Origin of the sequence: Nocardia sp. BMG51109, from assembly GCF_000526215.1 — a bacterium.
Taxonomy (GTDB): domain Bacteria; phylum Actinomycetota; class Actinomycetes; order Mycobacteriales; family Mycobacteriaceae; genus Nocardia.
This window is the reverse complement of sequence record NZ_JAFQ01000004.1, coordinates 95,227-120,315: the sequence shown is the minus strand read 5'-3', so window position 1 is coordinate 120,315 and position 25,089 is coordinate 95,227. Positions and strand designations below refer to the sequence as shown.

21 protein-coding genes are annotated in these 25,089 nt (G+C 69.3%); 10 read left to right on the top strand and 11 right to left on the bottom strand.

What is annotated here, in order from left to right; translation table 11 throughout:
- The first annotated feature begins 127 nt into the window (after positions 1–127).
- Positions 128–823 carry an HAD family phosphatase gene (locus D892_RS0101950; RefSeq protein WP_024799631.1) on the top strand — a complete coding sequence of 232 codons (696 nt, stop codon included), beginning with the start codon at positions 128–130 and terminating at the stop codon, positions 821–823.
- Between the two features lie 84 nt (positions 824–907).
- The gene (locus D892_RS46290; RefSeq protein ID WP_156959334.1) at positions 908–1,219 is read left to right on the top strand and encodes a hypothetical protein; all 312 of its coding nucleotides are present in this window, start codon (positions 908–910) and stop codon (positions 1,217–1,219) included.
- 24 nt (positions 1,220–1,243) lie between these two features.
- Here D892_RS46290 and D892_RS0101940 read toward each other — a convergent pair whose 3' ends face one another.
- From D892_RS0101940 to D892_RS0101930, 3 genes are all read right to left on the bottom strand, one after another.
- Positions 1,244–2,542, bottom strand: a complete 1,299-nt coding sequence (locus tag D892_RS0101940; RefSeq protein WP_024799630.1) for a sensor domain-containing diguanylate cyclase — start codon at positions 2,540–2,542, stop codon at positions 1,244–1,246.
- Between the two features lie 19 nt (positions 2,543–2,561).
- Positions 2,562–3,368, bottom strand: a complete 807-nt coding sequence (locus tag D892_RS0101935) for an SAM-dependent methyltransferase (RefSeq protein ID WP_024799629.1) — start codon at positions 3,366–3,368, stop codon at positions 2,562–2,564.
- Between the two features lie 384 nt (positions 3,369–3,752).
- Complete coding sequence (locus tag D892_RS0101930; protein ID WP_024799628.1) at positions 3,753–4,268, bottom strand: OsmC family protein; 516 nt, start codon at positions 4,266–4,268, stop codon at positions 3,753–3,755.
- Positions 4,269–4,460: 192 nt separating this feature from the next.
- Between D892_RS0101930 and trpB the strand changes: the two genes are divergently transcribed.
- Entirely contained in the window at positions 4,461–5,711 is a 1,251-nt protein-coding gene (gene trpB / locus D892_RS0101925; protein ID WP_024799627.1) for a tryptophan synthase subunit beta, read from the top strand.
- Positions 5,712–5,721: 10 nt separating this feature from the next.
- Entirely contained in the window at positions 5,722–6,786 is a 1,065-nt protein-coding gene (locus D892_RS0101920) for a low specificity L-threonine aldolase (RefSeq protein WP_036567879.1), read from the top strand.
- Positions 6,787–6,797: 11 nt separating this feature from the next.
- On the opposite strand, the gene D892_RS0101915 is transcribed toward D892_RS0101920, so the two are convergent.
- Positions 6,798–7,583: a maleylpyruvate isomerase N-terminal domain-containing protein gene (locus D892_RS0101915; protein WP_024799625.1), complete on the bottom strand. Its 786-nt coding sequence runs from the start codon at positions 7,581–7,583 to the stop codon at positions 6,798–6,800.
- Positions 7,584–7,845: 262 nt separating this feature from the next.
- On the opposite strand from D892_RS0101915, the gene D892_RS0101910 reads away from it, so the two are divergent.
- The 3 genes from D892_RS0101910 (at position 7,846) to D892_RS40160 (ending at position 11,127) form a co-directional block, all read left to right on the top strand.
- Complete coding sequence (locus tag D892_RS0101910; protein WP_024799624.1) at positions 7,846–8,697, top strand: DUF6319 family protein; 852 nt, start codon at positions 7,846–7,848, stop codon at positions 8,695–8,697.
- 429 nt (positions 8,698–9,126) lie between these two features.
- Positions 9,127–10,869 carry a sodium:solute symporter family protein gene (locus D892_RS0101905; RefSeq protein WP_024799623.1) on the top strand — a complete coding sequence of 581 codons (1,743 nt, stop codon included), beginning with the start codon at positions 9,127–9,129 and terminating at the stop codon, positions 10,867–10,869.
- Positions 10,870–10,881: 12 nt separating this feature from the next.
- Complete coding sequence (locus D892_RS40160; protein WP_051498952.1) at positions 10,882–11,127, top strand: hypothetical protein; 246 nt, start codon at positions 10,882–10,884, stop codon at positions 11,125–11,127.
- Between the two features lie 62 nt (positions 11,128–11,189).
- Here D892_RS40160 and D892_RS40155 read toward each other — a convergent pair whose 3' ends face one another.
- The gene (locus D892_RS40155; RefSeq protein ID WP_232235953.1) at positions 11,190–11,759 is read right to left on the bottom strand and encodes a TetR/AcrR family transcriptional regulator; all 570 of its coding nucleotides are present in this window, start codon (positions 11,757–11,759) and stop codon (positions 11,190–11,192) included.
- Between the two features lie 34 nt (positions 11,760–11,793).
- Between D892_RS40155 and D892_RS0101895 the strand changes: the two genes are divergently transcribed.
- Positions 11,794–12,744 (top strand): DMT family transporter, encoded by a 951-nt coding sequence (locus D892_RS0101895; RefSeq protein ID WP_024799622.1) that lies wholly within the window; start codon positions 11,794–11,796, stop codon positions 12,742–12,744.
- Here the strand turns inward: D892_RS0101895 and D892_RS0101890 are convergent.
- A complete protein-coding gene (locus D892_RS0101890; RefSeq protein ID WP_024799621.1) occupies positions 12,701–13,288 on the bottom strand; it encodes a DinB family protein in 588 nt (195 codons plus the stop codon). The two genes, D892_RS0101895 and D892_RS0101890, sit on opposite strands and share 44 nt — an antisense overlap.
- A 69-nt stretch (positions 13,289–13,357) precedes the next feature.
- Between D892_RS0101890 and D892_RS0101885 the strand changes: the two genes are divergently transcribed.
- Positions 13,358–14,356, top strand: a complete 999-nt coding sequence (locus D892_RS0101885; protein WP_084161437.1) for a YafY family protein — start codon at positions 13,358–13,360, stop codon at positions 14,354–14,356.
- A gap of 122 nt (positions 14,357–14,478) precedes the next feature.
- Here D892_RS0101885 and D892_RS40150 read toward each other — a convergent pair whose 3' ends face one another.
- The 5 genes from D892_RS40150 to D892_RS0101860 all read right to left on the bottom strand — a co-directional run bounded on the left by D892_RS40150 (position 14,479) and on the right by D892_RS0101860 (position 21,497).
- Positions 14,479–14,898, bottom strand: coding sequence for a methyltransferase (locus D892_RS40150; RefSeq protein WP_051498951.1), 420 nt, complete (start codon positions 14,896–14,898; stop codon positions 14,479–14,481).
- A gap of 191 nt (positions 14,899–15,089) precedes the next feature.
- A complete protein-coding gene (locus D892_RS0101875; protein WP_024799618.1) occupies positions 15,090–16,547 on the bottom strand; it encodes a PepSY domain-containing protein in 1,458 nt (485 codons plus the stop codon).
- 899 nt (positions 16,548–17,446) lie between these two features.
- Positions 17,447–18,031 (bottom strand): hypothetical protein, encoded by a 585-nt coding sequence (locus D892_RS0101870; RefSeq protein WP_024799617.1) that lies wholly within the window; start codon positions 18,029–18,031, stop codon positions 17,447–17,449.
- Positions 18,032–18,060: 29 nt separating this feature from the next.
- On the bottom strand, positions 18,061–19,710 hold the full coding sequence (locus D892_RS0101865) for an acyl-CoA synthetase (protein WP_024799616.1): 1,650 nt from the start codon (positions 19,708–19,710) through the stop codon (positions 18,061–18,063).
- 143 nt (positions 19,711–19,853) lie between these two features.
- Positions 19,854–21,497, bottom strand: a complete 1,644-nt coding sequence (locus D892_RS0101860) for an acyl-CoA synthetase (protein ID WP_036567864.1) — start codon at positions 21,495–21,497, stop codon at positions 19,854–19,856.
- A 459-nt stretch (positions 21,498–21,956) separates the two neighbouring features.
- Here D892_RS0101860 and D892_RS0101850 point away from each other — a divergent pair, with 459 nt between their 5' ends.
- A complete protein-coding gene (locus D892_RS0101850; RefSeq protein ID WP_024799614.1) occupies positions 21,957–25,073 on the top strand; it encodes an RND family transporter in 3,117 nt (1,038 codons plus the stop codon).
- The last annotated feature ends 16 nt before the right edge of the window (positions 25,074–25,089 follow it).

Here is a 25,089-nt window from a genome sequence, read left to right as displayed (position 1 = left end):
GTCGGCGATCATGGTCCTGGCTACGCTGGTTCGATGCCGGCCGGCGCAGTGGCCGCGCGGCCGATCGGTGGGCGGGCCGGTTCCGGCCGGGCGGGCGGCGGGCGCCGGAATTCGAAGGGAGTGTCGGGTGAGCGCCGAAAAACCTGTGCGCGCAGTGATTTTCGATATGGACGGGTTGCTGCTGGACTCCGAGCGGCTGGCGCTCGAATCACTGATCGGCACGGGGAAGGAGTTCGGTTACGAGCTGTCGCCGGAGTTCTGCTGCGGCATGATCGGGCAACCGGCCGACCGCAGCCGCGAACTCGTCGCCGCCGCATACGGTCCCGGCTTTCCGGTCGACGACTTCTTCGCCCGGCACGAGGCCACCCTCGGTCGTTTCGTCGACGCCGGGCGGCTGGGTCTCGAGCCGGGCGTGCCGGAACTACTGGACGCGCTGGACGCCGGGGCGATCGCGCGGGCGATCGCGACGTCGTCCAGCCGCGATCGGACCGACCATCACCTGCGGGCGGCCGGGATCGCCGGGCGATTCGACGCGGTGGTGACCCGCCAGGACGTGCGCCGGGGCAAGCCGCATCCGGAGCCGTATCTGACCGCGACCGCCGCGCTCGGCGCCGACCCGGAACATACTCTCGCGCTGGAGGATTCGCCCAACGGTCTGCGCTCGGCGCACGGCGCGGGCCTGCGTTGCCTGCTGATCCCGGACCTGGTCGAACCCACCGAGGAAACCCGGCGGTTGGCGCACCGGGTGTACCCGGATCTGTTCCGGGCGATGGCCTACATCACGGCGGCGAACACCGCGGCCACCGCCGCCGAAGGCGCGTGACCCTCGAAACGACAGCCGCGCATAGCTCTCCCCGGCCGGGGTATGCCCGACCTTGACCGACTCTTTGTCGCGAGGAGAGTGCGCATGCGAGCCATAGCTGACACCTGGCAGCGGATCACGGCCCTGGCCCGGCGGGTTCTCGGCCGCGAGCGCCCCCGCACGCTCGTCCCCGTCTCGTCCCACGGCGCTGATCGCCCGACATCCCGTGGTGCGCGTTCCGGGGTGTCTCGTCGTGGGCGTTCCCCTCTGCGGTTGGTCTCGCCGCCGGACGTCGATCTGGGTGACGAGCACAGCTCCCTCACCACCGAGCGCCCGGGCCGGTCCGGCGGCGAACCCGAGGCGTCGCCGCGCGGGCTCGGCGGCATGGATTTCCGGGAGCGTCGCCGTCCGCTGTAGGACGGCGAAACAGTCTGGGGCGCATCAGGGTTGGTGCTGACGGCGGCGGGTCCTCGGTCGGTGCCGCGTGGACTTGTCGCGATACATGGCCGCATCGACGGTGTGCATCAGGTCGTCGATGGCCTCCGGGTGCCGGGTGACCAGCGCGGTGCCGGCCGACGCGCCCACCGAGATCGCTCGACCGGTGACGGTGATCGGCTCGGTGAGCGCGGCCAGCAGCCGGCCCGACATCGAGACCAGCTGTTCGGTGTCGATGCACCGCGGCAGCAGCACGATGAACTCGTCGCCGCCGAGCCGCGCGGCCAGCCCGTCGGGTTCGGTGGCGGCGCGCAACCGGTCGGCGACGGCCCGCAGCACCCGGTCGCCCACCGTGTGGCCGAACTTGTCGTTGATCTCCTTGAATCCGTCCAGATCCAGGTAGCACAACCCGATCGGCGGGGTGGACCCCGCGAGCCGTTCGAAGAACAGCACCCGGTTGGCCAGGCCGGTGAGGTGGTCGTGACGCGCGTCGTGCCACAGCTGGTCGGCCAGCGCCTTGCGCTCGGTGATGTCGACACAGACGCCGACCAGGAACCGCGCCCGTCCCGTGGCGTCGCGCACGGCCGTCATGGACAGGTCGATGATGGTCCGGTCGCCGTCGGGCCGGGCGTGGTCGGTCTCGATCCGGAAGCGGTCGATGGTGCCGGCCCGCAGCTGTTCGAACTGTGCGTAGGCCCGGCCGATGTTCTCCGCGCCGAGCACCTCGGCGACCGATCTGCCGAGAATGAGATCGGTTGGTACGCCGAGCATTTCGGCCATGGCGGCGTTGACGTCCAGGACCTTGCCGGTGGTGACGTCGACGGTGCCGATGCCGACCGAGGCGTCGGCGAAGATGGCGGCGAACCTCGCCTCGGACAGTTGCCGCTGTGCCCGCGCCTCCTCGGCCGCCGCCAGCGCGGCCGTCAGCGTCGCCTCCTGCTCGGCCAGCGCGGTGGTGCGCAGCGCCGCGGTGAAGCCGGCCGCGAATTCGGCGGCGACGGTGATCGCGCGCTCGCGCAGCCGCTCGAACTCCGGGTCGTCGCGGTCCGGGCACAGCGCCGTCACCATGTCGCGGCAGATGATCGGCACCGTGCGACCGACCGCTGCCTCGTCCCGGTAGTTGGCCGCGACCAGCGCCGCGGCGGCCGTGCGGGCGGTCACCGGCTCGGCCGATCCGCGCAGCGCCGCCAGCAACTCCTCGGCCAGGCCGGTCAGCAGGTCCTCGATCCGGCTTCGGGTCAGCGTCGGGGCGACGACGCCGTCGAGGGCGTCGGCCCACCGTCGTGCCACCTCGTGCGAACCCACCTGCTGTGCCGTCCTCCGCCTATCTGTATCCGACGCCGGCCAGGCCGAGCGAGCGGCCGGGGCTCTCGTGTAGATCGCGCTCGGATTCCGGGCGCCACTGCGGCAGTTCGACCACCCCGGGCTCGACCAGTTCCCAGCCGGTGAACATGGCCTCGATGGCCGGCCGGTCGCGGAAGCGGATGCCGACGCGACTCCGGTTGGCGGAGTGGTCGCCGAGCCGGGCGGCGTCGTCCGGACGCAGCGCCGAGGTGAGATGCGAGATGGCCGCGTAGCTGCCGGGCGATACCGACTCCCGCAATGCCGCGACCTTCTCGGCCGGTTGCTCCTCGTCCTGCAGCAGGTGCAGCACCGCCACCAGCAGCAGGCCGACCGGCCGGGTGAAGTCGATCAGCCCGGTGTCGGCGGCCGCGGCCAGCAGTTCGTCCGGCTTGCGGAGATCGGCCCGGATGGCGTCGGCATGCTCGTTGCCGTCCAGGATGGTGCGCGAATGCGTGACCGCGACCGGATCGATGTCGACGTAGAGCACCCGGATCCGCGGGTCGATCGCGTGTGCGGCCTCGTGCACGTTGCCGGCGGTCGGGATGCCCGAGCCGATATCGAGGAATTGGCGGATGCCCTGGTCGGACAGGTACCGCACCGCCCGGCGCAGGAACGCCCGATTGCTCAGCGCCAGCCGCGGCAGGTCGGGGACCAGCCGCTTGGCGGCCTCTGCCGCGGACCGGTCCACCTCGAAATTGTGCGACCCGCCGAGCAGGGCGTCGTACATGCGTGCCGGGCTCGCCCGAGACGCATCCACGCCCTCGGGCGCCCATGCCGGCCTGTCCATTACCAGAAACCCCTCATCGCTTGCCGATTTCGGACCGCCTCCGGCAGGCGGTCAGGGCCCTCGCGGAGGAATTGTGAACGTTCACCCGCGGGGGCGTACCGCGAATATTAGTCCGCGTTCCTGTGAATCGGCGCCGTGGTGCCGTGCCGCCCGCCCGCTCGCCGAATGACGACTGTGGTGCGGGTCTCAGCTGCGGGTTTCCCGGGTGGTGCGAGTCGGGCCGGGAGTGCGAAACAGGCCGTGCTGTGATTCAAGTGGAGGGAGGATTCCGGTGTCGACATTCTTCCCGGTATTTCGGGAGTCATCGCCTCCGAAAATGCCCATTCGACCGGTCAATGGATCTCACGGTGCGCGGTCGGCGGGTCGCAATCCGGGTTTCGGACGTCAGTCCGTGACCAGCGTGGTGTGCACCGGCGTCTTGCCGGTGGTGAGGTCCAGGACGGGGCAGTGGGCGTCGACGGCGCGCTGCAGTTCGGCATAGCGGTCGGCCGATTCCGGGCCGCCCAGGCGTACGGTCAGCCGGACCGCCTGGAACCCCGGACGCACCCCGTCGTCCAGTCCGAAGAAGCCGCGGACGTCGAGGTCGCCCTCGGCCTCGATGGACAGATCGTCCACCGCGATGCCGAGCCGCTGCGCCCAGAACCGGTAGGTCACCACCTGGCAGGAGATCAGCGACGACAGATACACCTCGACCGGGTTGGGCGCGGTGTCGTCACCGCCGAGGGCCGGCGGCTCGTCCACGCGCACGGTGTACCGGCCGAGCCGGACCACGCTGCCCACCGTGCCCTCGGGCGACCCGGACGCGCGGAACACCGCCCGCGCGTTCGACGGATCGGCGGCCACCGCGGTCGCGGTCGCGTCGACGATGGCGTTGAGCGGCGTACCCGTTTCGGCTGTCATGGCCGCCGATGGTAGAAGTCCGCCCGGCACGGACACGACGGTTGTGCTCGCCGTGAACTCAACGGTGGCATCCCGTTCCGCCGCTTCCGCGGCAAACTGTTAACTAAATCATTGCCGTTGGGAAGTACGCCGCTTGCTCGAATGGGACAGAATCCCTGACGTGGTGCTCGGTAGTGAAACGCGTTCGTGCTGATGGTGGTGGATCAGGGTGTGGCGCAGGAGGCGGGAGGCCACACCGTTCTACCGGATGATCGGGGAAGATTCGGCAGATTCGGCGGGCGGTACGTGCCCGAGGGCCTGATGGCCGCGCTGACCGAACTGGACAGGGCCTATCGTGTCGCACGGGCGGATCCGCGATTCACCGGCGAACTCGGGGAGTTGCTGCGCGACCGCGTCGGCCGTCCGACGCTGTTGCACGCGGTGCCGCGCTTCGCGGAATCGCTGGGGGTGCAGGGGGTCCGGGTGCACCTCAAGCGCGAGGATATGGCGCACACCGGCGCGCACAAGATCAACAATGCCCTGGGCCAGGCGCTGCTGGCCCGGCGGATGGGCAAGACCCGGGTCGTCGCCGAGACCGGCGCGGGCCAGCACGGCGTGGCCGTGGCGACGGTATGCGCGATGCTCGGGCTGTCCTGCGTGGTCTATATGGGTGCGCACGACATCCGCAGGCAGAACTCGAATGTCGTGCGCATGCAGCTGCTGGGCGCGCAGGTGCGGGCGGTACGTACCGGACGGCAGCGGCTCAAGGACGCGGTCACCGAATCGGTCCGCGACTGGGTGACCAACGTCGACAGCACGCACTACCTGTTCGGGACGGCGGCCGGGCCCGCGCCCTACCCGCGGATCGTGCGCGACTTCCAGACGACGATCGGCCTCGAGGCCCGGGCGCAGATCCTGGGATCCGAAGGGCGGCTACCGGATTACGTGCTGGCCTGCGTGGGCGGCGGCAGCAACGCCATCGGCCTGTTCCGGCCGTTCCTCGACGATCCCGGGGTCCGGTTGATCGGTGTCGAGGCGGCCGGCTACGGGGTCGACACCGGCCGGCACGCGGCCACTCTCGGCGCCGGAAGCCCGGGGGAGATGGACGGATCGTTCAGCTACCTGCTGCAGGACGAGGACGGGCAGATCGCCCGGACGCACAGTATCGCGGCGGGCCTGGACTATCCGGGCGTCGGCCCCGAACTCAGTCACCTGAAGGACAGCGGCCGGGTGATCTGTCGCGCGGCGACCGACGCCGCCGCCCTGCGCGGGATGCGGGCGCTCACCCGCAGCGAGGGCATCATCGCCGCCCTCGAATCCGCCCACGCGGTCGGGTATCTGCTGGAGTCGGCCGAACGCGGTGAGCTGCCGGACGATTCGGTGGTGCTGGTATGCCTGTCGGGCCGCGGCGACAAGGATCTCGACATCGCCGCGCAGCGCCTCGGCCTGTCGCCGCCGCGCTAACGTGGGCACGATGACCGACGCCATTCGCCGACACGATACGACCGCCCGCGGCTTCGCCAGCGACAACTGGTCCGGGATCCATCCGGAGGTGCTGGCGGCGCTGGCCGTGGCCAACGGCGGCCACCAGAGTTCGTACGGCTCCGACGAATACACCGTCGCGCTGCAACAGATTTTCGCCCGGCACTTCGGCGACGGGGTGGCCGGGTACCCGGTCTGCACCGGAACCGGCGCCAATGTCGTGGCGCTGCAAGCCCTTCTGCCGCGCTGGGGTGCGGTGATCACCGCCGAGTCGGCGCACGTCAACTCCGACGAATGCGGCGCCGCGGAGAAGGTGGCCGGAATCAAGATCTATCCGGTGGACGCCCCCGACGGCAAGCTCACCCCGGAACTCGTCGACCGCCAGACCTGGGGACGGGGCCACGAGCATCGCGCCCAGCCGCTGGCCGTCTCGATCACCCAGACCACCGAGCTGGGCACCTGCTATTCGATCGACGAGATCCGCGCGCTCTGCGAGCACGCCCACGACCGGGACATGCTGGTGCACGTCGACGGCGCCCGGCTGTGCAATGCGGCGGCCACGCTCGATGCCCCGCTGCGCGCGTTCACCACCGACGTGGGCGTGGACATCGTGTCGTTCGGCGGCACCAAGAACGGCCTGATGCTCGGGGAGGCCGTCGTGGTGCTCGCCCCGCAGCGCATCCACGACATCGAATACCTGCGCATGCTGACCACCCAGCTGTCCTCCAAGATGCGTTATCTCTCGGTCCAGTTCGAGGCCCTGCTGGGCGGCGACCTCTGGTTGCGAAATGCCGTGCACGCCAATGCCATGGCCACTCGGCTGGCCGAGGCGGCGGGTGCCGTCGAGGGCGTGCGGATCGCCCGCCCGGTGCAGTCGAATGCCGTATTCGCCGTGCTCCCAGCGGAAGTCACCGCCCGGCTGCGGCGGCGGTTCCCGTTTCACGTCTGGGACGAGGACACCGGCGAGGTCCGCTGGATGTGCGCCTTCGACACCACCGCCGAGGACGTCGACGCCTTCGCCGCGGCCGTCGCCGAGGAGATGAGCGTCCGGGCGTGAGGCCGCCGGCTTCACGCCAGATCGATCGAATCCAGTACGCGCGCACCGAGTTCGGTGTCGCCGGTCACGGCCACCGCGCAGTCCCGCCAGGCCAGCCGCCGGGTGCCCCACTGCGGGAACTCCGGCGCCAGCGCGGCGATGTGGGCCGCGGCGGCGGTCGCCCGGCCGGGGCGCACCCGGATCCGGCCGCGGCGGGGTTCGATGCGCCAGGTGCCGCCGCCGGGGCCGGTCAGGGTGAGCGCCACCGGTGCGTCGAGCCAGCCCAGGGCCTCGCGATGGGAACGCTCCAGCAGGGCGATGAGCCAGGTCAGCACCGTCGTCATGCGCCGGGGATCGGTGGCGGGTACCGGGCGGTCCAGGGCGGGAGCGATGTCGTGGCGCAGGTGGGTATGCCAGTCGGCCACCAGCATGGCGGGGACGAGTTCCATCGGGTACCAGCCCAATTCGCCGAGGCGCAGCCGGAGCCGGCCGAGTCCGGGGGCGGTCGCCACGCTCAGCCCGCCGCCGCAGCGCCGGCTCCAGGTCTCGAAATCACCGGGGATGTGTTTGGTTGTGTGCGAACGTCTTTCGTCCACCCATTGCGCATTCGCCCGCTCGATGTCGCGGGTCAGCGCGAGAGCGACAACCCTGGGCGTCACGAGCGCCCGGGCCGTCGCGGTCATATGGATCAGCACATCGCCCACCGACCAGCCCGGTGCCGCGCTCTCGGCGGCGAGATCGGCGTCGCTCAGCCGCGCGGCGAACTCGACGACGGCCTGTCTTTCGTCGCCCAGCGCGAGCAGGTGCAGTGAACTCACCGGGCGGTCCCGCCGACCGCCGAACTCCTCATGAAGGCTGCAGGTTACCGGCAGTGGGCGGGCGCCCGCAGAGATATGACCTCGACGCGATGACAGAAACGACCACCCGTGCCGGCATCCCGACGCACCGCATGAGCTCCCGGGCCTGTGCCCGTCCGCTGCTGATGGGGATCGGCCGGCGATACCGGCGATGTGGATTTGTCGGTGCCATGGGGCATGCTCTTGGGCGAGGCAGATGTCCACGAACCGCCCGGAGTACACCATGTCGTCCCGACGAGCCAAGCCGCAACCATTGTCCGACACCGAGATCCGGCAGATCGCCGCCGGCATCGAGGAGGGCCGGCCGCCAATGGTGTGGTTCACCGCCGCCGCCGTGGGCGTGCCGGAGGGCCGGTCGGGCAAGGTGGTCGCGCTCGGTGATCCGTCCGAGGGCGATTTCCTGCAGGTGCGGCCCACCGGGTCGAAGGACGTGCTGCCGTTCTCGCCGACCGAGGTGACATTGGCGAAACCACCGAAGAAGGCGAGCCCCGCCAAGGCGGCACCGAAGAAGACGGCTCCGCCCGAGAGCGAGCCACCGAAAAGCGAGGCAGCTCCAACCGGGACAACCGCAACGAAGACATCTGCGACGAAGACATCTGCAACCAGGACATCGGCAACCAGAAAGGACACCGCAGTGAGCATGCCGTCGACCATGAGCCCGTCGCCGACGCCACCGGGCCCCGCATCGGTGCAGCACCCTGCCGCCGGGGAGGCCGAGTCGAAGCCCGCCGGCCCGAAGCCCGCGGCCAAGCAGAGCCCGAGCCCGCGGCCGGCGCGCGAGAAGGGCCCCGCCGCCACCCGCAAGTCCAAGACCCCGGAGGTGACGGTGACGCTGTCCGGCACCGCCGACGGCGAGTGGACCGTAGACGTGGTGCACGGGAAGAAGCGCACCACCCGCGGCCTGTCCGTGCCCGGTGCCACGGTGGCCCAGGCCGCGAAGATCCTGCACCCGGAGGTCGCCGAGGTGGTGGATGCGGTGCTCGAATCGGTGCGGAGTTCGCAGCGCGTCAAGGTCGAACAGCTGCAGGCGGAGCTGGAACAGGCGCGTCGGGTGCTCGACGAGTTGTCGGGCTGAGGTCCCGGCATGCACGCGACCCGGGAGCTGCCGTTGGTGCCCGAGCCCGGGCCGTCGGTGGTGTCCCAGCCCCGGGCTGCTGGTGATGCCCGGCCTCAGGCTGTTGGTGATGCCCAGTCCGGGCTTCGGTGAGGCCCAGCCGGGCTGTTGGTGGTGTCCCAGCCCTGGGCTGTTGGTGATGCCCAGCCCGGACTTTAGGTGATGCCCAGCCCGGCACTCGGTGAGGTATAGCCCGGGTCGTTTCGGTGAGCCCCCAGTCCCGGCGCTCGGTGAGGCCCTGTCCGGGCGCTCGGTGAGACACACCCCGGGCCGTCGGCGAGACACAGCTCGGCCGAGTCGCTGGTTCTGACCCTGTGAGCGTTAACAACCGGATAGGATCCGGATCGGCCGATTGGTCATCCGGTGATCCCATCGACAGGAGAAAGCTCTATGCCGCCCGCTGCTGACCCGCCAGGCGTAATCAATACGGTGCTGGCAGGGGGTAACCCGCACGCGATCCTCGCCGACGGCGGCCAGCTCCGCCTCGACGCCGCACCCGTCGACTACGTTCTGGTCGCTCTCTATTTCGTTTTCGTCCTCGGCATCGGTCTGCTGGCCCGGCAGCGGGTGTCGTCGAGTATCGACTTCTTCCTGTCCGGTCGCTCGCTGCCCGCGTGGGTCACCGGCCTGGCGTTCATCTCCGCCAATCTGGGCGCGGTGGAGATCATGGGCATGTCGGCCAACGGCGCCCAGTACGGCATGCCGACCATGCATTACTTCTGGATCGGCGCGGTGCCGGCCATGCTGTTCCTCGGCGTGGTGATGATGCCGTTCTACTACGGCTCCAAGGTGCGCAGCGTGCCGGAGTTCATGCGCCGGCGTTTCGGTACCGGCGCCCACCTGGTGAATGCGCTCAGCTTCGCGATCGCGCAGGTGCTCATCGCCGGGGTGAACCTGTATCTGCTGGGGTCGATCCTGAACGTGCTGCTGGGCTGGCCGCTGTGGGTCTCCATCATCGTGGCCGCCGTGATCGTGCTGTCCTACATCACCCTCGGTGGCCTGTCGGCCGCGATCTACAACGAGGTGCTGCAGTTCTTCGTCATCGTCGCCGCGCTGCTGCCGCTGACCCTGGTCGGCCTGCACCGCATCGGCGGAGTGGACGGATTGAAGGACAAGGTGCTGGGTCAGCCCAACGGGGCCGAGCAGTGGCACTCCTGGCCCGGTAACGAGCTGAGCGGATTCGGCAACAACTTCCTGTCCGTGCTCGGCATCGTGTTCGGCCTGGGTTTCGTGCTGTCGTTCGGTTACTGGACGACCAACTTCGTCGAGGTGCAGCGCGCGCTGGCGACGCATTCGATCTCCGCGGCGCGGCGCACCCCGATCATCGGCGCCTTCCCGAAGATGTTCATCCCGTTCATCGTCGTGATCCCCGGCATGATCGCCGGCGTCCTGGTCCCGCAGATCGCCGATCTCAAGGCTGGCGGGGACAGCGACGCCACCTACAACCAGGCGCTGCTGTATCTGATGAAGGCGGTGCTGCCGAACGGGCTGCTCGGCGTCGCGCTCGCGGGCCTGCTGGCCGCGTTCATGGCCGGTATGGCGGCGAACATCTCGGCGTTCAACACGGTCTTCAGCTACGACCTGTGGCAGCAGTACGTGAAGAAGGACAAGCCCGACCAGTACTACCTGGGCGTCGGTCGGCTGGCCACGATCGGCGCGACCGTGGTCGCGATCGGCACCGCGTTCATCGCCGGCAACTTCTCGAACATGATGGACTACCTGCAGACGTTGTTCAGCTTCTTCAACGCGCCGCTGTTCGCGACGTTCATCCTCGGCATGTTCTGGAAGAAGATGACACCCACGGCCGGTTGGGTCGGCCTGGTGTTCGGCACGCTGTCCGCGGTGGTGATCTTCATCCTGCATCAGTCCGACGTATTCCACCTGTCCGGTCAGGGGTCGAGCTTCCTCGCCGCCGGTGTGGCGTTCGTGGTCGATATCGTGCTCAGCGTCATCGTCACTCAGGTGACGACGCCGAAGCCCGCCGCCGAACTGGTGGGACTGGTGTACTCGGAGACACCGAAGGATCAGCTGACCGATCCGGAGGCCGCCTCGCTGCCCTGGTACCAGCGCCCGGTGCTGCTCGCCGGTATCGCGCTGGTGCTGGTGATCGTGCTGAACGTAATCGTCCGATAAGGAAGTGACGCAATGCTTTTCGATATCCGCACGATCGTCGGCGCACTGATCGGCCTGTACGGCGTCATCCTGGTGGTCACCGGGCTGGTGAGCGACACCGCCGAGGACCGGGCCCGCACGGGTGACTGGAACATCAACCTCTGGGCCGGTATCGCCATGCTGGTCGTCTCCGCGGCCTTCCTCGCCTGGGCCGTCCTGCGTCCGGTGAAGGAGCTGGTCCACAAGTCGGAGGCGCAGGCGACGGACGCGCCCGAATAACCGAACGGGCCCGAGCCGGGTGCGGTGTGCTGAGGGGCACCACACCCGGCGGGCCGAGGTCGTCAGCCCAGCATCGCCAGCGCGGTGTCCCGCGCGAACGCGATCGGGTCGGGCATGACGTGCATGCCGTGGCAGACCAGGGCACCCTCGTGCAGCAGGGTGACGGCGTCGGCCACGGCCTCGGCGTCCCGGGCGCCGGCCTGCTCGGTCAGCGAACGGAACAGCTCGCGCATCCACTGTTTCTGCGCCACGGTGACCGCGTGACCGGGGTGCTCGGGTGGTAGTTCCCCGTGCGCCCGGATCATGCTGCACCCCTTCGCGCCGCGCTCGCGCATCCAGTCGGCGGAGACGTCGAACACCGCGCCGAGCCTCGCCCGGGGATCGTCCGGCAGCTCGGACAGCCGCTGCCGCAGCCGTTCTCGCCATTCCTGGTCGCGGGCGCGGAGGTACTCCGCCGCCAGCCGTTCCTTCGAGCCGAACCGGTCGTAGAGCGTGCGTTTGGTGACGCCCGATTCGGCCGCGATCCGATCCACGCCGACCGCGGTGATGCCGTCGTCGTAGAACAGGCGTGACGCGGTCTCCAGGATCTGCCGCGCTCGGGGCGTCCAGTCGATCGGCGTAGTCGTGTCCACGCCCTCGACTATACAGATCTGTATAGTCGAGCTCATGGGTATACAGATCGGTGAAGTCAGCGGGCGGCGCGCGACGGCGATCGGGTTGTCGGTGCTGTTCGTGGTGTGCTGGAGTTCCGGATTCATCGGGGCCAAGCTCGGTGGCGCGGGTGCTCCGATCGCGACGGTGCTGATGTGGCGGTTCGTGCCGTTGGTGTTCGTGCTCGTGCCGGCGGCGCTGTGGTTCGGGGGAGCCGTCCACCGCCGTGCGCTCGGATGGACCGCGGTCGTCGGGTTGCTGTCGCAGACCGGCTATCTCACGACGGTGTACTGGGCCATCGCGCTCGGGGTGAATACGGGAACGACCGCGCTGATCGACGGTATTCAGCCGCTCGTCGCGGCGGCGCTCGTCGGGCCGCTGCTGGGAGTGGTGGTGACGGCGCGACAGTGGGTCGGCCTGGTGCTGGGGGTGGCCGGTGTAGCGCTCGTGACGCTGTCCGATGCCGTCCATGCCGCCGGCGTGCCGTGGTGGGCGTATCCGATTCCGCTGATCGGCATGCTGGCGCTGGTCGGCGCCACCGTGCTGCAGCGGCGGATCGCCGCGCCGCCGCCGATGGTGACCGGTCTGGCCGTCCAATGCTGCACCAGCGCAGTGGTTTTCACCGCCGCCGCGCTGCTCACCGGGGCGGCCGTCCCGCCGGCCGAGTCCGGGTTCTGGCTGTCGACGCTGTGGCTGATCGTGTTCTCGACCCTGGGCGGTTACGGGCTGTACTGGTATCTGGTCGCGAAACAGGGTGTCACGCGGGTCAATTCGCTGATGTTCCTGATGGCGCCGACGACCGCGGTGTGGGGTGCGGTGATGTTCGGGGAATCCATCACGATGGTGACGGTGGTGGGGCTCGCCGTCGCCACCGCCGCGGTGATCGTCGTGAGCTCCGCGGCGGAGCGTCCGCGGGCGCCGCTCACGGGTGAGCGGTCGCCGATGGGGGTTCGCTCGGGCGGTTGACGTACAGGTCGCGCAGCAGCGCGATCTCGGCGCCGTGGTGGATCACCTCGCGGTTGACGTGCAGCACGAGCCCGGCCATCGGCCAGTCCGCGTAGGGCCCTTCGGCCGGGCCGCACGGCTTGGTCAGCCCTTCCTCGCCGAGGCCGCGCACTCCCTCGACCCATGCCGCGTACTGCGTATCGAGTTGGGCGAGTGCCTCTTCGGCGGTGGTGGCGTATTCGAACGAGTAGTAGTCGATGGGCGGGCCGCCGAAGTGCGAGGCGTTCCGTGCGCCGAACACTCCGACGATGATGTGCGCCAGCCGCCAGGCGATCGTGGTGACCGGCACGGGCGACGGCTCGGGCATGGCGAATTCAATTGTGTAGGGACCGGATCCGCCTTGAATGGGCGCCGTGCTCGTGCCGCGGGGCCGCAGGCTCCAGCTGTTGCCCGCGGGCTCCCAGAAGTATTCGTCGTCGGTCAGCCCGGACAGGCGTTCGCGCAGCTGGTGTTGCCAGTGCCAGTCGAGCTGGGCGATCAGTTGGTCGTTCCACTGGAGACTCATGCGGGTTACGCTAATCGCCTATGTGGACACTTCCGGTCCGCATATGGTTCGTGTTTTCCGGTGGTGCCGATGCCCGAGTCGCGATTGCTGAGCCTGCTGACGTTGTTGCAGGTCAGGCCGCAATGGTCCGGCGCCGAACTGGTCGATCGGCTGGAGGTCACGCCCCGCACCCTGCGCCGCGATATCGAGCGGCTGCGCGGGCTGGGCTATCCGGTCGACAGCGTGCCCGGCCGCGGTGGCGGGTATCGGCTCGGCCGGGGCGGGCGGCTGCCGCCGCTGGTGCTCGACGACGAGGAAGCGGTCGCCGTGGCGGTCGGCCTGCGCACGGCGGCCGGTGGATCCGTCCAGGGCATCCGCGAGGCGTCGGTGCGGGCGCTGACCAAGCTCGACCAGGTGCTGCCGTTGCGGCTGCGTCACCAGGTCGCCGCGCTGCGCGACGCGACAACACCCCTGGACGCGGCGGCCGACATGGTCGACGCCGGCGATCTGGTCGTGCTGGCGCGGGCGTGCGCCGACACCGAGATGCTGCGTTTCGACTACGTCGACGGCCGCGGCCGGACCAGCCACCGCCGCGTCGAACCCCACCGGCTCGTCCCGACCGGACGCCGCTGGTATCTCGTCGCGCGCGACATCGACCGCGCCGACTGGCGATCCTTCCGGCTCGACCGCCTCACCGACCCCCGGCCGACCGGCGACACCTTCGTGCCCCGAAACCCGCCCGACGCAGCGACTTTCGTTTCGTCCGCGGTGGGCTCCGCGCCGTATGCCCATCGCGCTCGCGTCATCGTGCACGCCCCGGCGCACGTGGTCCGCGCCAAGGTGCCACCCACGGTCGCCACGATCACCGAACTCGCCGGGGATCGCACCGAACTCGTCACGGGCTCGGACTCGTTGGAGGCCATAGCCATCCACCTGGCCATGCTCGGCGACGACTTCGACATCCTCGATCCCCCCGAACTCGTCGCCGTCCTGGGGAAGCTCGCCGACCGACTCCATCGCGGGAGCATGGCCCACCGGTCCGTCTCGAGCGACGAAACGCGGTGTGCGTCGGGTGAATCGGCCCTGTGATCCTGCCGGTCTCGAACGGTATCGGCCCGACCGAGACGGAGTCGCTCCATCAACCGCTGCGCCAGCGGCGAAACCTTTCGCGTGCGAGCAGGATCGGCTTACTCGCCGAATATCCTCAGGAGTTACCGGTCCCGGCACGATGGTCGGCGTGGTGGCGCCGGGCGTATCCGGTGTGGATTGCCTACGACGAGGACCTTTCCCGTCGGTGGGACCGCGTCGGCGCACCGTCGCAGGATGCGGAGGGCGTCCTCGTCGGGCCAGTCGTGCAGAACGCCCGAGAGCACGTAGCCACCCGCCCCGGCGGGCAGCGGATCGAAGAAGCTGCCGGCGTGGTCGCCGAGATCGGTTGCGGCGAGGGCGTGTTCGGCTCGCGCGATCGGTCCGGGCAGGTCGAGCGCCGTCCCGCGCAGCGCGTCGTGAGCGTGCAGAAGGGCTATCAGCAGGCTCGCGTTGCCGCCGCCCACATCGACCACGTGGCCGAGGGCGCCCCAGGGATAGGCGCGGGCGATCACGGGTGCCTCGGTCGCCATCCGGGCGCCCATCAGCGCGTCGAACGAGGCCGCCAGAGATCGCCACGCTGCGCCGATGCCGCCGGGCGGGGACGTGAGAGGAATGCGCGCAGGCAGCCGGAGTCCATATCGCGATCGCTCTACGGACGTCCGGCCCGAGGCGCGTCCGGTATGGCATACCGGACGCGCCCGGACGGCGGAGGTGCCGTGCACCGGTCAACCGCTCACGGTGCGGTGCGCCTGCGCTGGACCGAGCCCACGATGACATCGATGGCCAGGAAGGCGACGAGGCTGATGCCCATCAGTGGTGCGAACCAGCCGAGTACGGCGGCGACCGCGATCAGGGGTGTGGTGAGGTACAGGGGCGTGCGCCGCAGGACTCCGCGGCGGGGGCCGCGGCCGAGGGCGAACCCGCCGACCACCGTGGGTCGCCGCCGCCACCACATCAGGTATCCGCGGACGATCACGGTGATCAGCGCGAGCATCGTTGCCAGCAGCAGCAATTGGTTGGCGAGCCCGAACAGCAAGCCCATGTGCAGCTGGATGCCCCAGTTGGCGAGCTGGGCCATCAGGGGCCACTCGGCGAACCGCAGTTCGTCGGTGACGGTGCCGGTGGCGCCGTCGACGGCGATCGAATCCTGGGTATATACCCCGGGCACCCGGCGTTCCTGTGCCACGTAGGCGGTGCCGTTCCCGGACGGGATGGTGATCTCGAGCGGGCCGTCCAGCCCGTGTTCGCGCGCGGTCGCGTGCACCCTGTCCACCTGTGCTGCCGCATCTTTCGGCGCGGGCATGGTCGGATGGTGGCCACCGCCGTGCTCGGCGTGCTCGCCGCCCGCGGTGCCGGCGGCGCCCGGAAGTTCGTCGCCGACAGTAGGTTTCGACCAGCTCAGTTCCGCGCGCAGCTTCTCGATGTGATCACCGGCGTAGGTGGACCACGTCATACCGGTCGCGGACAGGAAAAGCAGCGGCAGCAAGACCCACACGCCCACGGCCGCATGCCAGTTCATCGTCCGTCGGCGGCCGGAACCGGAGCGGTCGGGCCATGCGAGCCGTACGAGGCCGCGCCGCCGCGCCCGGCGCATCCACACGACCAGCCCGGCCAGCGCGATGACCCACATCCAGGAGGCGGCCAGCTCGCTGTAGAGCCGCCCGGTCTCGCCCAGGTGAAGATTCCTGTGCAGCAGGTCGATCCACGTCCGGGTGGGCAGCGCCCCGCCGCTGCCGTAGACGACACTCGTTCCGACCGGCCGCGCGGACGCCGGATCGACGAACACCGCCCGCCGCTCCGATTCGCCCAGGGCCGGGTCGGTGAAGAGCACCCGGGTCGTGTCGCCCGGCTGCTGTGCGGGCGCGACCGCGTTCAATGCCAGGTTCGGCCGCTGCGCGACGGCTACCGCGATCTGTTCCGACAGCGGCCGCGCCGGCCCGGCCGAATCCACGTGCAGCAGATCGCGATCCACGACCGACTCCAGCGTGGGGGAGATCGCGTACAGCGCGCCGGTGACCGCGGCGATCAGGATGAACGGAGCGACGAAGAGGCCGGCGTAGAAGTGCAGCCGCATGGCCAGCGCGTGCAGCGAGCGGCGTGGTACGGAGCCGGGTTCGGTAGAGGACGGGCTATCGGATGACTCCGGTGGTGGTTGCGTGGGATCGGTGGTCGGGGTGTCGGCGATACTCAAGGGAATTGCTCCTGTTCGAGAGGAACACCCGTGCGCCGTGATCGGTACGGCGGTCGCCGATCAGCATCCGTGTCCGGGCGGGACGTGCCCCGCACCGGTCGGATGCGTTCGCCGGATCCGCTCGGCCCGGTCGGGAACCCCTGTACCGACGAGATCCGCCGTGCCGGCGGGTCCGCCATGCTGTCGAGATCCGTTGTGCCGCAGTATCCGTTGTGCCGCAGTATCCGTTGTGCCGCAGCATCCGCGTGCCGTCGGGGTCCGCTGTACCGAGTGATCCGCCGTGCCGACAGGATCCGCGTGCTGACGGGAACCGCTGTACCGAGGGTCCGTGTGCTGACGGGAACCGCCGTGCGACGGGGCTGCCGTACCAAGGGCCCCGGGGCGACCGGAACGGGCGGCCGACCTGAAACCGGCAGCCCGATGGTCGGCCCGGGACCGATGATCACACTGCCGCGTGCGGTTGGACACTGAGGATGTGGGGACGCCCCGGGCCACAGGCTGCGGTCCGGTCGAGCCCGAGTTCACGTCCGGGCGCGTGTGCTCCGCCGATACTCCCGGTGCCGGCATCAGCCGGGGACCGACGGAGCACGGCCGGACACCTGGTGCCGACAGGACTGCGTCACCACATTCCCGCCACCGACGGATCCTCTGCCCGGCAAGGGTTTCGCCCGGCCGGACCCCCTCGCTGTGGTGATCGCCCGTCGAATATCCGCGCCGACGAATGCCCCTATGCAGCAGCATCGCCACCACAACCAGAACTCCACACCGGACGAATGGCTTCCGCCGGACGGGCCGGACGCGGTCCGGGGCACCGGCATCCGCAGGGTCAACCGCAACAGCAGCGGATTACAGCACTTCCCGCACGAAAGACCTTCGTGCGTACGGGTGTTGGGAAATGTTCAGCCTCGAACGAGCAGCGGCGGCCCGCGGGTGCGCAACGTATCCGCGGGAAGTATCCGCGGAACGACCCGATCGCGGTACGCGGTCCGCAACAGCGAGGGCCCGGCGATCGCGGGGGACCGGAACAGCCCCGGCAGCATCCGCGACAGCACCGTCGACCCGGTCCGATACGCCGCCTCGGCCGCGCGAATGACCAGCGCGGCGCCTGCGGCCGCCGTGATGTGGGCGCCGACCATGGCCGGTGACCACGTCGACACGGTGTGCGGCATGGCCGCCATCCCGAACGACAACACCGCGTGGCCGAGCAGCTGCCCGCCGATCAGTGCGGCGATCAACCCGCCGAGGGTGTGCCGCAGCGAGCCGACGCTCGTCACCAGCGCGCCGACCACCGTGCAGGAGGCCACCAGCAGCGCCAGTGTGCTGGTCCCGACCGGCATCCCGCCCGAGGCCCAGCCGTGCGCCGCGACGGACAACGCGCCCGACACCGATCCGGCCGACCCCCCGCGCAGCCGCGCCACCGCCGTGCGGCGCGTTCGCACCGCCGCGGCGTCGCGGGCCGGGGATCGGCCGGAATCGATGAGCACGGGCAGATAATAGCGGACCGTACTGCCGCTTATTCTGCGGCCGGTTCCATTTCCACCAGCGGCTTTCGCAGCAACTTGCCGGTGGCGTTCCGGGGCAGCTCGTCCAGGAAGATCACCTCGCGGGGCACCTTGTAGCGGGCGAGGTTGGCCTTCACGTAGTCCTTGATCTCCTGCACGTCGCGCTTCGAGTCCGGGCCCGGAACGACGATGGCGCGCAACCGCTTTCCGAACTCCCGATCGTCCACCCCGACCACGGCCGCCTCCAGCACATCGGGCCGGTCGGCGATCAGATGTTCGACCTCCTGCGGGAAGACGTTCTCGCCACCGGACACGATCATGTCGTCGTCGCGGCCGTCGATGAACAGCAGGCCGTTCTCGTCGAAATGACCGACGTCGCCCGAGGACATCATGCCGTCGACGGTCTCCTTGGTGCGGCCGTCGGTGTAGGCCTTGAACGAGTGCGCGTTCTCGATGAAGATCGTGCCGGTCACGTTCGGCTGGGTGATGCGCTTGCGGTTCTCGTCGTAGAGCGCCAGCCGGATGCCGACCGGCGGGCGGCCCGCGGTGGTCGGCGCGATGCGCAGATCCGCCGGGCTCGCGACGGTGATGACCGCGCATTCGGTGGAGCCGTACACGTTGTAGAGCACGTCGCCGAAGTAGTCCAGGGTGCGGGTGACGACGTCCGGCGGGATGGCCGAGCCGGCGGCGAAAAGCATGTTCAGCGAAGACATGTCGTACTTGGCCAGCGTCTCGGCCGGCAGGTCGAGCATGCGCTGCAACATGGTCGGCACCACCACCAGCGAGGTGGCCTGGTACTCGGCGATATTGGCGAGGGTCTTCTCCGGATCGAAACGCCGCTGCTGGAACACCATTCGGTTACCCAGCGCCAGCCCGAGCGTGAACTGCGACAGGCCGGTGGCGTGGAAGACCGGCGCGGCCACCACCATGGTTCCGTTGCGCGGCAAGGGAATTCGGTCCAGGAACTGCGCGGAGATGAAGACGCTCACCTTCTCGCGCGGCGCGCCCTTGGGGGTGCCGGTGGTGCCGGAGGTCAGGATCACCATGCCGCCCGGCTTCTCCGGTGCGGGTACCGGATCCGGCGACCGGTCGTCGCGCAGCGAATCCAGCGTCGGGATCGACGGATCCACGCCGTCCTGCTCGTCGACCCAGGTGAGGATGCGCGGGATCTCGGCCGGGATGGCGCTCATCAGCTCGACGAACTCGCTGTCGTGCAGGACCGCCTTCACCTTCTCGCGCGCGGCCACGTCGGCCAGCTGCGGCTTGGCGAAGCCGGTATTCATCAGCACCGCGCGCACGCCCAGCTTCCCGGTGGCGGTCAGGCTCAGCACCATGCCGCGGTGGTCGCGGGCCAGCACCGCCACCACGTCGCCCTGCCCGAGGCCGCGGGCGGCCAGGCCGCGCGCGAGCTGATTGGACTGGGCGTCGATCTCCGCGAAGGTCAGCTCGCCGCGCTCGTCGACGATGGCCGGCGCGTTCGCGTTGGTCTTGGCGGCATGCATGATGACGCCCGCGAACGGCCCGAACTTGCCGACGTTGACCGCGGAGCTGAGCGCGTGGTCGGGGCGCAGCGGGCTGAACAGTCCGCGCTTGCGCATGGCATTGACTCCGAGGGCCATATCTCCGGCCTTGCGGAGGACTGACGGAAGGGAAGCTGACATAGGTACAACCTTCCGCGGAAACCGCCGACGAGACTGGCGGACCGCAACATCGAGATCCAGTGCGCTGCTAACCCTAGCAGGCATTATGCCGCGTGGTTCAGGTCTGTGTTACCGAGAGTACGCCCTACAACTGGACACTTGACCTAATGCGTGACCGGATAGTCGATCAACGCGCGGCGGACCAGTTTGCCGGTCGTGTTGCGGGGGAGTTCGTCGAGGAAGACGACGTCGCGGGGGACCTTGTAACGCGCCAGGTTGCTCTTGACGTGGGCCCTGATCTCCTCGGCGTCCGGCGTGCCGCCCGGCTCGGGGACGACGAACGCGCGCAGGCGTGTGCCGAACTCGGCGTCGTCCACGCCGATCACCGCGGCGTCGAAGATGTCGGGGCGCTCCAGCAGCAGGTTCTCCACCTCCTGCGGGAAGACGTTCTCGCCGCCGGAGACGATCATGTCGTCGTCGCGGCCGTCGATGAACAGCAGGCCGTGCTCGTCGAAGTGGCCGACGTCGCCGGAGGACATGTAGTCGCCGATGATCTGCTTGTGCCGGCCGTCGGTGTAGCCCTTGAACGGGGAGCCGGAGCGGATGAACACGCGGCCGGTGACGTGCCTGGCGTGGATGCGGCGGCCGCCGTCGTCGAACAGCGCGACCTCGCAGGTGATCGGGGGCCGGCCCGCGGTGCCCGGCGCGAGGGCCAGGTCGGCGGGCCGGGCGACGGTGGCGACCGCGCATTCGGTCGAGCCGTACAGGTTGTAGACGACGGGGCCGAACGCCTCCGCGGCGCGCACGCTCAGTTCGGGCGACAGCGCCGAACCCGCCACCACGATGGATTTCAGCGACGACAGGTCGTACTTCGCGCGGATCGCCGGATCGAGCTCGACCATCCGGTGCAGCATGGTCGGCACCGCCACCAGCATCTCGACCTCGTGCTCGGCGATCTTGCACAGCGTCGCCTCGGCGTCGAACCGGCGGATCAGCACCACCGTGTTGCCTCGCCCGGCGGCCACCAGCCAGGTGGCCTGGCCGGTGCTGTGGAAGATCGGCGAGACGATCATCATCGTGCCCTGCCGCGGGAACGGCAGCCGGTCGATCACCTGAACCGTGGACAGCGGCGAAACCTTGTCGCGCGGAGCGCCTTTCGGCAGTCCGGTGGTTCCGCTGGTAAGGATGACGAAGCCGCCGGCCTTGCCGGGCAGCGGCAGCGGAGCGCGCGAGTTCGCGGCGACGAGTTCCTCGACCGTGGTGGCGCCCTCGGGCAGCTCATGCCCCTCGTCGACCCACGTGAGAACCCGGGGCAGCCGGGGTGGCAGTGCGTCGAGCAGCCCGACGAACTCGCTGTCGTGCAGCACCGCCTCGACGTTCTCGCGCTTGCACACCTCGGCGAACTGCGGCTCGGCGAAACCCGTATTCATCAGCGCCAACCGGGCGCCGAGCTTGCCGGACGCCGCCATCGCCAGCAGCAGGCCGCGGTGATCGCGCGCCAGGATGCCGATCACGGCGCCCGGCCCGACACCCAGGCCGCGCAGCCCGTGCGCCAGCGCGTTCGATGCCTCGTCGAGCTCCCGGTAGGTGATCGATCCACGCTCGTCGACCGCCGCCGCCCCGCCCGGCCAGGTCCGCGCGGCATGCCGCACCATCGTCGCCTGCGGCCCCAGCACCCGCGACTCCTTGATGGTCCGCACCGTCTCCAGTGGATCGCGCGGATCGATGAATCCCTGCCGCACCAACACATTCAGGCCGCGCAGGGCCTCCACCGTATGCGCCGCCCTGCGCTGCACCCCATCCAGCATCGACACCACCTCGACCACCTCCACGCGCCCATCGTGCTCACGCACACAACCAACCGTGTGTGTGGAAGGTAGCAGCGGAGTGTGACGTGGGATACACAAAAGCGGCCAACTAGGGCAGAGAGAACGACCGTCATTCACTTCGGTTGCGGGCGGGGACAGTCGGCGGACCCGTAAGAGACTGTGGGGCAGGTGGCGGTCCGGCCGATGAATGGGCCGACCGATGCAATCCACGTCGGAATGGACGGGGAATTCGCTGAGACGATCATCTTTGCGATCGGTTTCAAGACCCCGAATTCCTCCACCGCCGGCGCACTCACAAAATTCGACGAGCGGACTTCCTATTGACTGCGATCACGGCGGAACGGCGGGAGCCGGCTCGTAATAGTCGCTGAAGAATAGCCGTGGAAAAGCGAAGTGCCGATGTACTCTTCGATGGAGCCAGGCGAAGGGGGACCAGTGATGACCTGGAGAGTGAACAATCCGGTGGTCACCGTCCGGAACATGCGGGCCGCGCTGTCGAACGGCAGTACGCTCGCTTCGGAATCCGAAGGGTCTCGGGCCGGCCGCTTCATTGTGCGGTGGCGATTCGTCATCATCGGCATGTGGCTACTGCTCGCCGGTGGGTTGAATCTTTTTGTGCCACAGATCGAATCGGTGATCGCGAACCGGTCCATGGCGTTCATACCGCCCAGTGCACCGTCTCTGCAGGCGATGAGCGAGATCGGTCCGAACTTCGGCGAACCCGGCAGCAGCGGCATGGCCTATTTCGTGCTGGAGCGTGACAGCGGGCTCACCGACGCCGACCACCGGTACTACGACGCGGTCCTCGCGAATGCCCGCAGCGACCGCGCGAACGTGGCAATGGTGCAGGATCTCTGGTCGTCACCGGATACGGCGCAGTCCGTCGTCAGCAAAGACGGCAAGGCCGTCTACGCGCTGATCCGTTTACGAGCGGATACCGGAACGACCGATGCCGCAACGGCTGTCGGTTCGCTGCGATCGCATGCCGGCTCCGTCGACAAACCCGCCGGCCTCGCCGCGGAGGTCACCGGCATCGGTCCGACCGTTGTCGACGAATTCGACGGTATTCATCATTCGCTGACCATCATCACCGGAATCACGGTGTTGCTCATCGCGGCACTGCTGCTCGCGGTTTACCGCTCTCTCGTGGTCGCGGGCATAGCACTGACCACCATCGGTCTCGGATTGGCCGTAGCGCGACCGTTGGTCGCGCTAATGGGCCTGAACGGCGTGCCGATCTCGATCTTCTCGCTCGCCCTGCTGTCCGCGCTGATCCTGGGCGCCGGAACCGATTACGCGGTATTCCTGATCAGCAGATTCCACGAGGAGCGTAATGCGGGCCACGGCTCGCGCACCGCATTCCAACGCTGCTACCGGCGGATTTCGACCGTCGTCCTCGGGTCGGCCGCCATCGTCGCGCTGTCCGCGGCCATCATGAGCTTCGCCAAGATAGGAATCTTCCGCGCGACGGGCCTGCCGTCGTCGGTGGGTGTGGCCGTGGTGGCCGCGGCGGCGCTGACGCTGACCCCGGCCCTGCTGTCGGTAGCGTCGGACCTGCGGCTTGCCGAGCCGAAATCCCGTGCCGCGACCGACTATTGGCGGCGCATCGCGGCCGCGGCCGTGGGCCGGCCGGTCCGCTCGCTGGCCGCCTCGCTGGCTCTGGTGGCGTTGCTGGCGGCGATCGCGCCGACGTTGGTGCTGTCCTACGACGAGCGCGCCACGCAGCCGGCGAGCACTCCCAGCAACCGCGGCTACGCGCTTGCCGCAGAGCATTACGACGGCAACGAGCTGACGCCGACCTTTCTGGCGATCCGGTCCGATCATGATATGCGCACGTCCGCCGACCTCGGCGCCATCGAAAAGATCACGGCGGCGGTCGCACAGGTACCGGGTGTGATCTCCGCGCGCGGTGTCAGTCGCCCACTGGGGCAGACGATCCCGGAGAGCGCCGTCGGCTACCAGGCCGGTCTGGTCGGCGATCGGCTCGATGCCGGCGTGGCCGAACTCGCCGCCGCGCAACCGCGGCTGACCCAACTCACCGACGGTTCGGCCCAATTCTTCGACGGGGTGCGGCAATTGGCGGGCGGCACCGGGCAGCTCGCGGAGGGCGGCAGGCAAGCGGCCGCCGGATCGGGCCAACTGGTCGACGGTGGCCGCCGGCTCGACAATGGCCTCGGTCAGCTGTCCGCCGGTGCGCTGCAACTCTCCGCGGGCACCCGCCAGGCCCGCGAGGGCGCAACGGCGCTCTCGTCCGGCATCGACACTGCCACGGCGCCGATGGCCGACCTGCTGAACCGGCTCCAGCCGCTGCGGGACCTCGTCACGAACACCGCGAACTGTGACGACGATGCCCTGTGCGCGGCCGCCCGGTCCGCACTCGGCGCCGTCGACCAGTCGGCGATCAACGAGCTGATCCGGCTCCGTGACGGTGCCCGCGCGCTGGCCGCCGGAAGTACCCAGATCGACACTGGCGCACAGGATCTGCTGTCGGGAGCGCAGCAGTCGAAGGACGGTTCGGGCGCGCTGGTCGCGGGCCTGCTCGCACTCGACGGTGGATTGCAGACCTTGAACAACGGTGTGCAGCAGGCCGATGCGGGGTCGCGGCGGCTGGTCGACGGAATCCCGCCGTTGCAGGACGGGATCAACCAGGTCACCGGAGGCATGAGTGCCCTGTTCCCGGGGCTGCGGGAGGCGAGCGGCCCTCTGGCGGAGCTGAGGCGGAATGCGGGCGCCTCGGCCAACGGCGGCTTCTACCTGCCACAGAGCTCGCTCTCCGATGCGCGGATGAAATCCGCAGTGCAGCTGTTCTTCTCGCCCGACGGTCGAACTACCCGGGTGGTGATCACCGACTCCGGCGACCCGTTCAGCTCCGAGGCCAACGAGCGCGGCCACGCGATCCTGGACGCTGCCAGGCGGGCGACGGGCGATACGTCACTGTCCGGCGCCCGCATCGACGCGTTCGGCAGTACTGTGGCCACCGCCGATCTGCGGTCGATGGTGTCCGGCGACCTTGCAATGATCATCATCGCCTCCTGCCTGGTCTGCTTCTGCGTGCTCGTGCTGATTCTGCGCAGTCTCGTGGCGCCGTTCTATATCGTCGCCACGGGGGTGGCGTCGTACGTGGCTGCGCTCGGCCTGAGCACGCTGGTGTGGCAGCACCTCCTGCACATCGAGCTGCATTGGGCGGTGCCGTCGATGTCGTTCATCGCCATGATGGCCCTCGGCGCCGACTACAACCTGTTGCTGATGTCGCGCGTGCGTGAGGAACTCGTCGGCGACCCCGCCGGAGGGACCAGGGCGGCCGTCGTGCGCGCGGTGTCCGGTACCGGGGGTGTCATCACCGTCGCCGGGGTCATCTTCGCCATCACGATGTTCGCCCTGCTGAGCTCCTCGGTCACGAGTATCGGTCAGGTCGGGTTCACCATCGCCACCGGTCTGCTGATCGACGCGATGATCGTGCGCACGGCGCTCATCCCCGGGCTCGCCGTCCTCTTGGGCAGGGCCAACTGGTGGCCGAGACACATTGTGGCCGAGAAGAAATCGAGTGCCACGTAGAAGTCGCCGACGCCTC

Bases quoted from the DNA above. Each gene is read 5' to 3' on its own strand.
- D892_RS46290 (WP_156959334.1), top strand. From the start codon at position 908: ATGCGAGCCATAGCTGACACCTGGCAGCGGATCACGGCCCTGGCCCGG.
- D892_RS0101935 (WP_024799629.1), bottom strand. From the start codon at position 3,368: ATGGACAGGCCGGCATGGGCGCCCGAGGGCGTGGATGCGTCTCGGGCG.
- D892_RS0101930 (WP_024799628.1), bottom strand. From the start codon at position 4,268: ATGACAGCCGAAACGGGTACGCCGCTCAACGCCATCGTCGACGCGACC.
- trpB (WP_024799627.1), top strand. From the start codon at position 4,461: ATGGTGGTGGATCAGGGTGTGGCGCAGGAGGCGGGAGGCCACACCGTT.
- D892_RS0101920 (WP_036567879.1), top strand. From the start codon at position 5,722: ATGACCGACGCCATTCGCCGACACGATACGACCGCCCGCGGCTTCGCC.
- D892_RS0101910 (WP_024799624.1), top strand. From the start codon at position 7,846: ATGTCGTCCCGACGAGCCAAGCCGCAACCATTGTCCGACACCGAGATC.
- D892_RS0101905 (WP_024799623.1), top strand. From the start codon at position 9,127: ATGCCGCCCGCTGCTGACCCGCCAGGCGTAATCAATACGGTGCTGGCA.
- D892_RS40160 (WP_051498952.1), top strand. From the start codon at position 10,882: ATGCTTTTCGATATCCGCACGATCGTCGGCGCACTGATCGGCCTGTAC.
- D892_RS0101895 (WP_024799622.1), top strand. From the start codon at position 11,794: ATGGGTATACAGATCGGTGAAGTCAGCGGGCGGCGCGCGACGGCGATC.
- D892_RS0101890 (WP_024799621.1), bottom strand. From the start codon at position 13,288: ATGAGTCTCCAGTGGAACGACCAACTGATCGCCCAGCTCGACTGGCAC.
- D892_RS0101885 (WP_084161437.1), top strand. From the start codon at position 13,358: ATGCCCGAGTCGCGATTGCTGAGCCTGCTGACGTTGTTGCAGGTCAGG.
- D892_RS40150 (WP_051498951.1), bottom strand. From the start codon at position 14,898: ATGGGCGCCCGGATGGCGACCGAGGCACCCGTGATCGCCCGCGCCTAT.
- D892_RS0101865 (WP_024799616.1), bottom strand. From the start codon at position 19,710: ATGTCAGCTTCCCTTCCGTCAGTCCTCCGCAAGGCCGGAGATATGGCC.
- D892_RS0101860 (WP_036567864.1), bottom strand. From the start codon at position 21,497: ATGCTGGATGGGGTGCAGCGCAGGGCGGCGCATACGGTGGAGGCCCTG.
- D892_RS0101850 (WP_024799614.1), top strand. From the start codon at position 21,957: ATGACCTGGAGAGTGAACAATCCGGTGGTCACCGTCCGGAACATGCGG.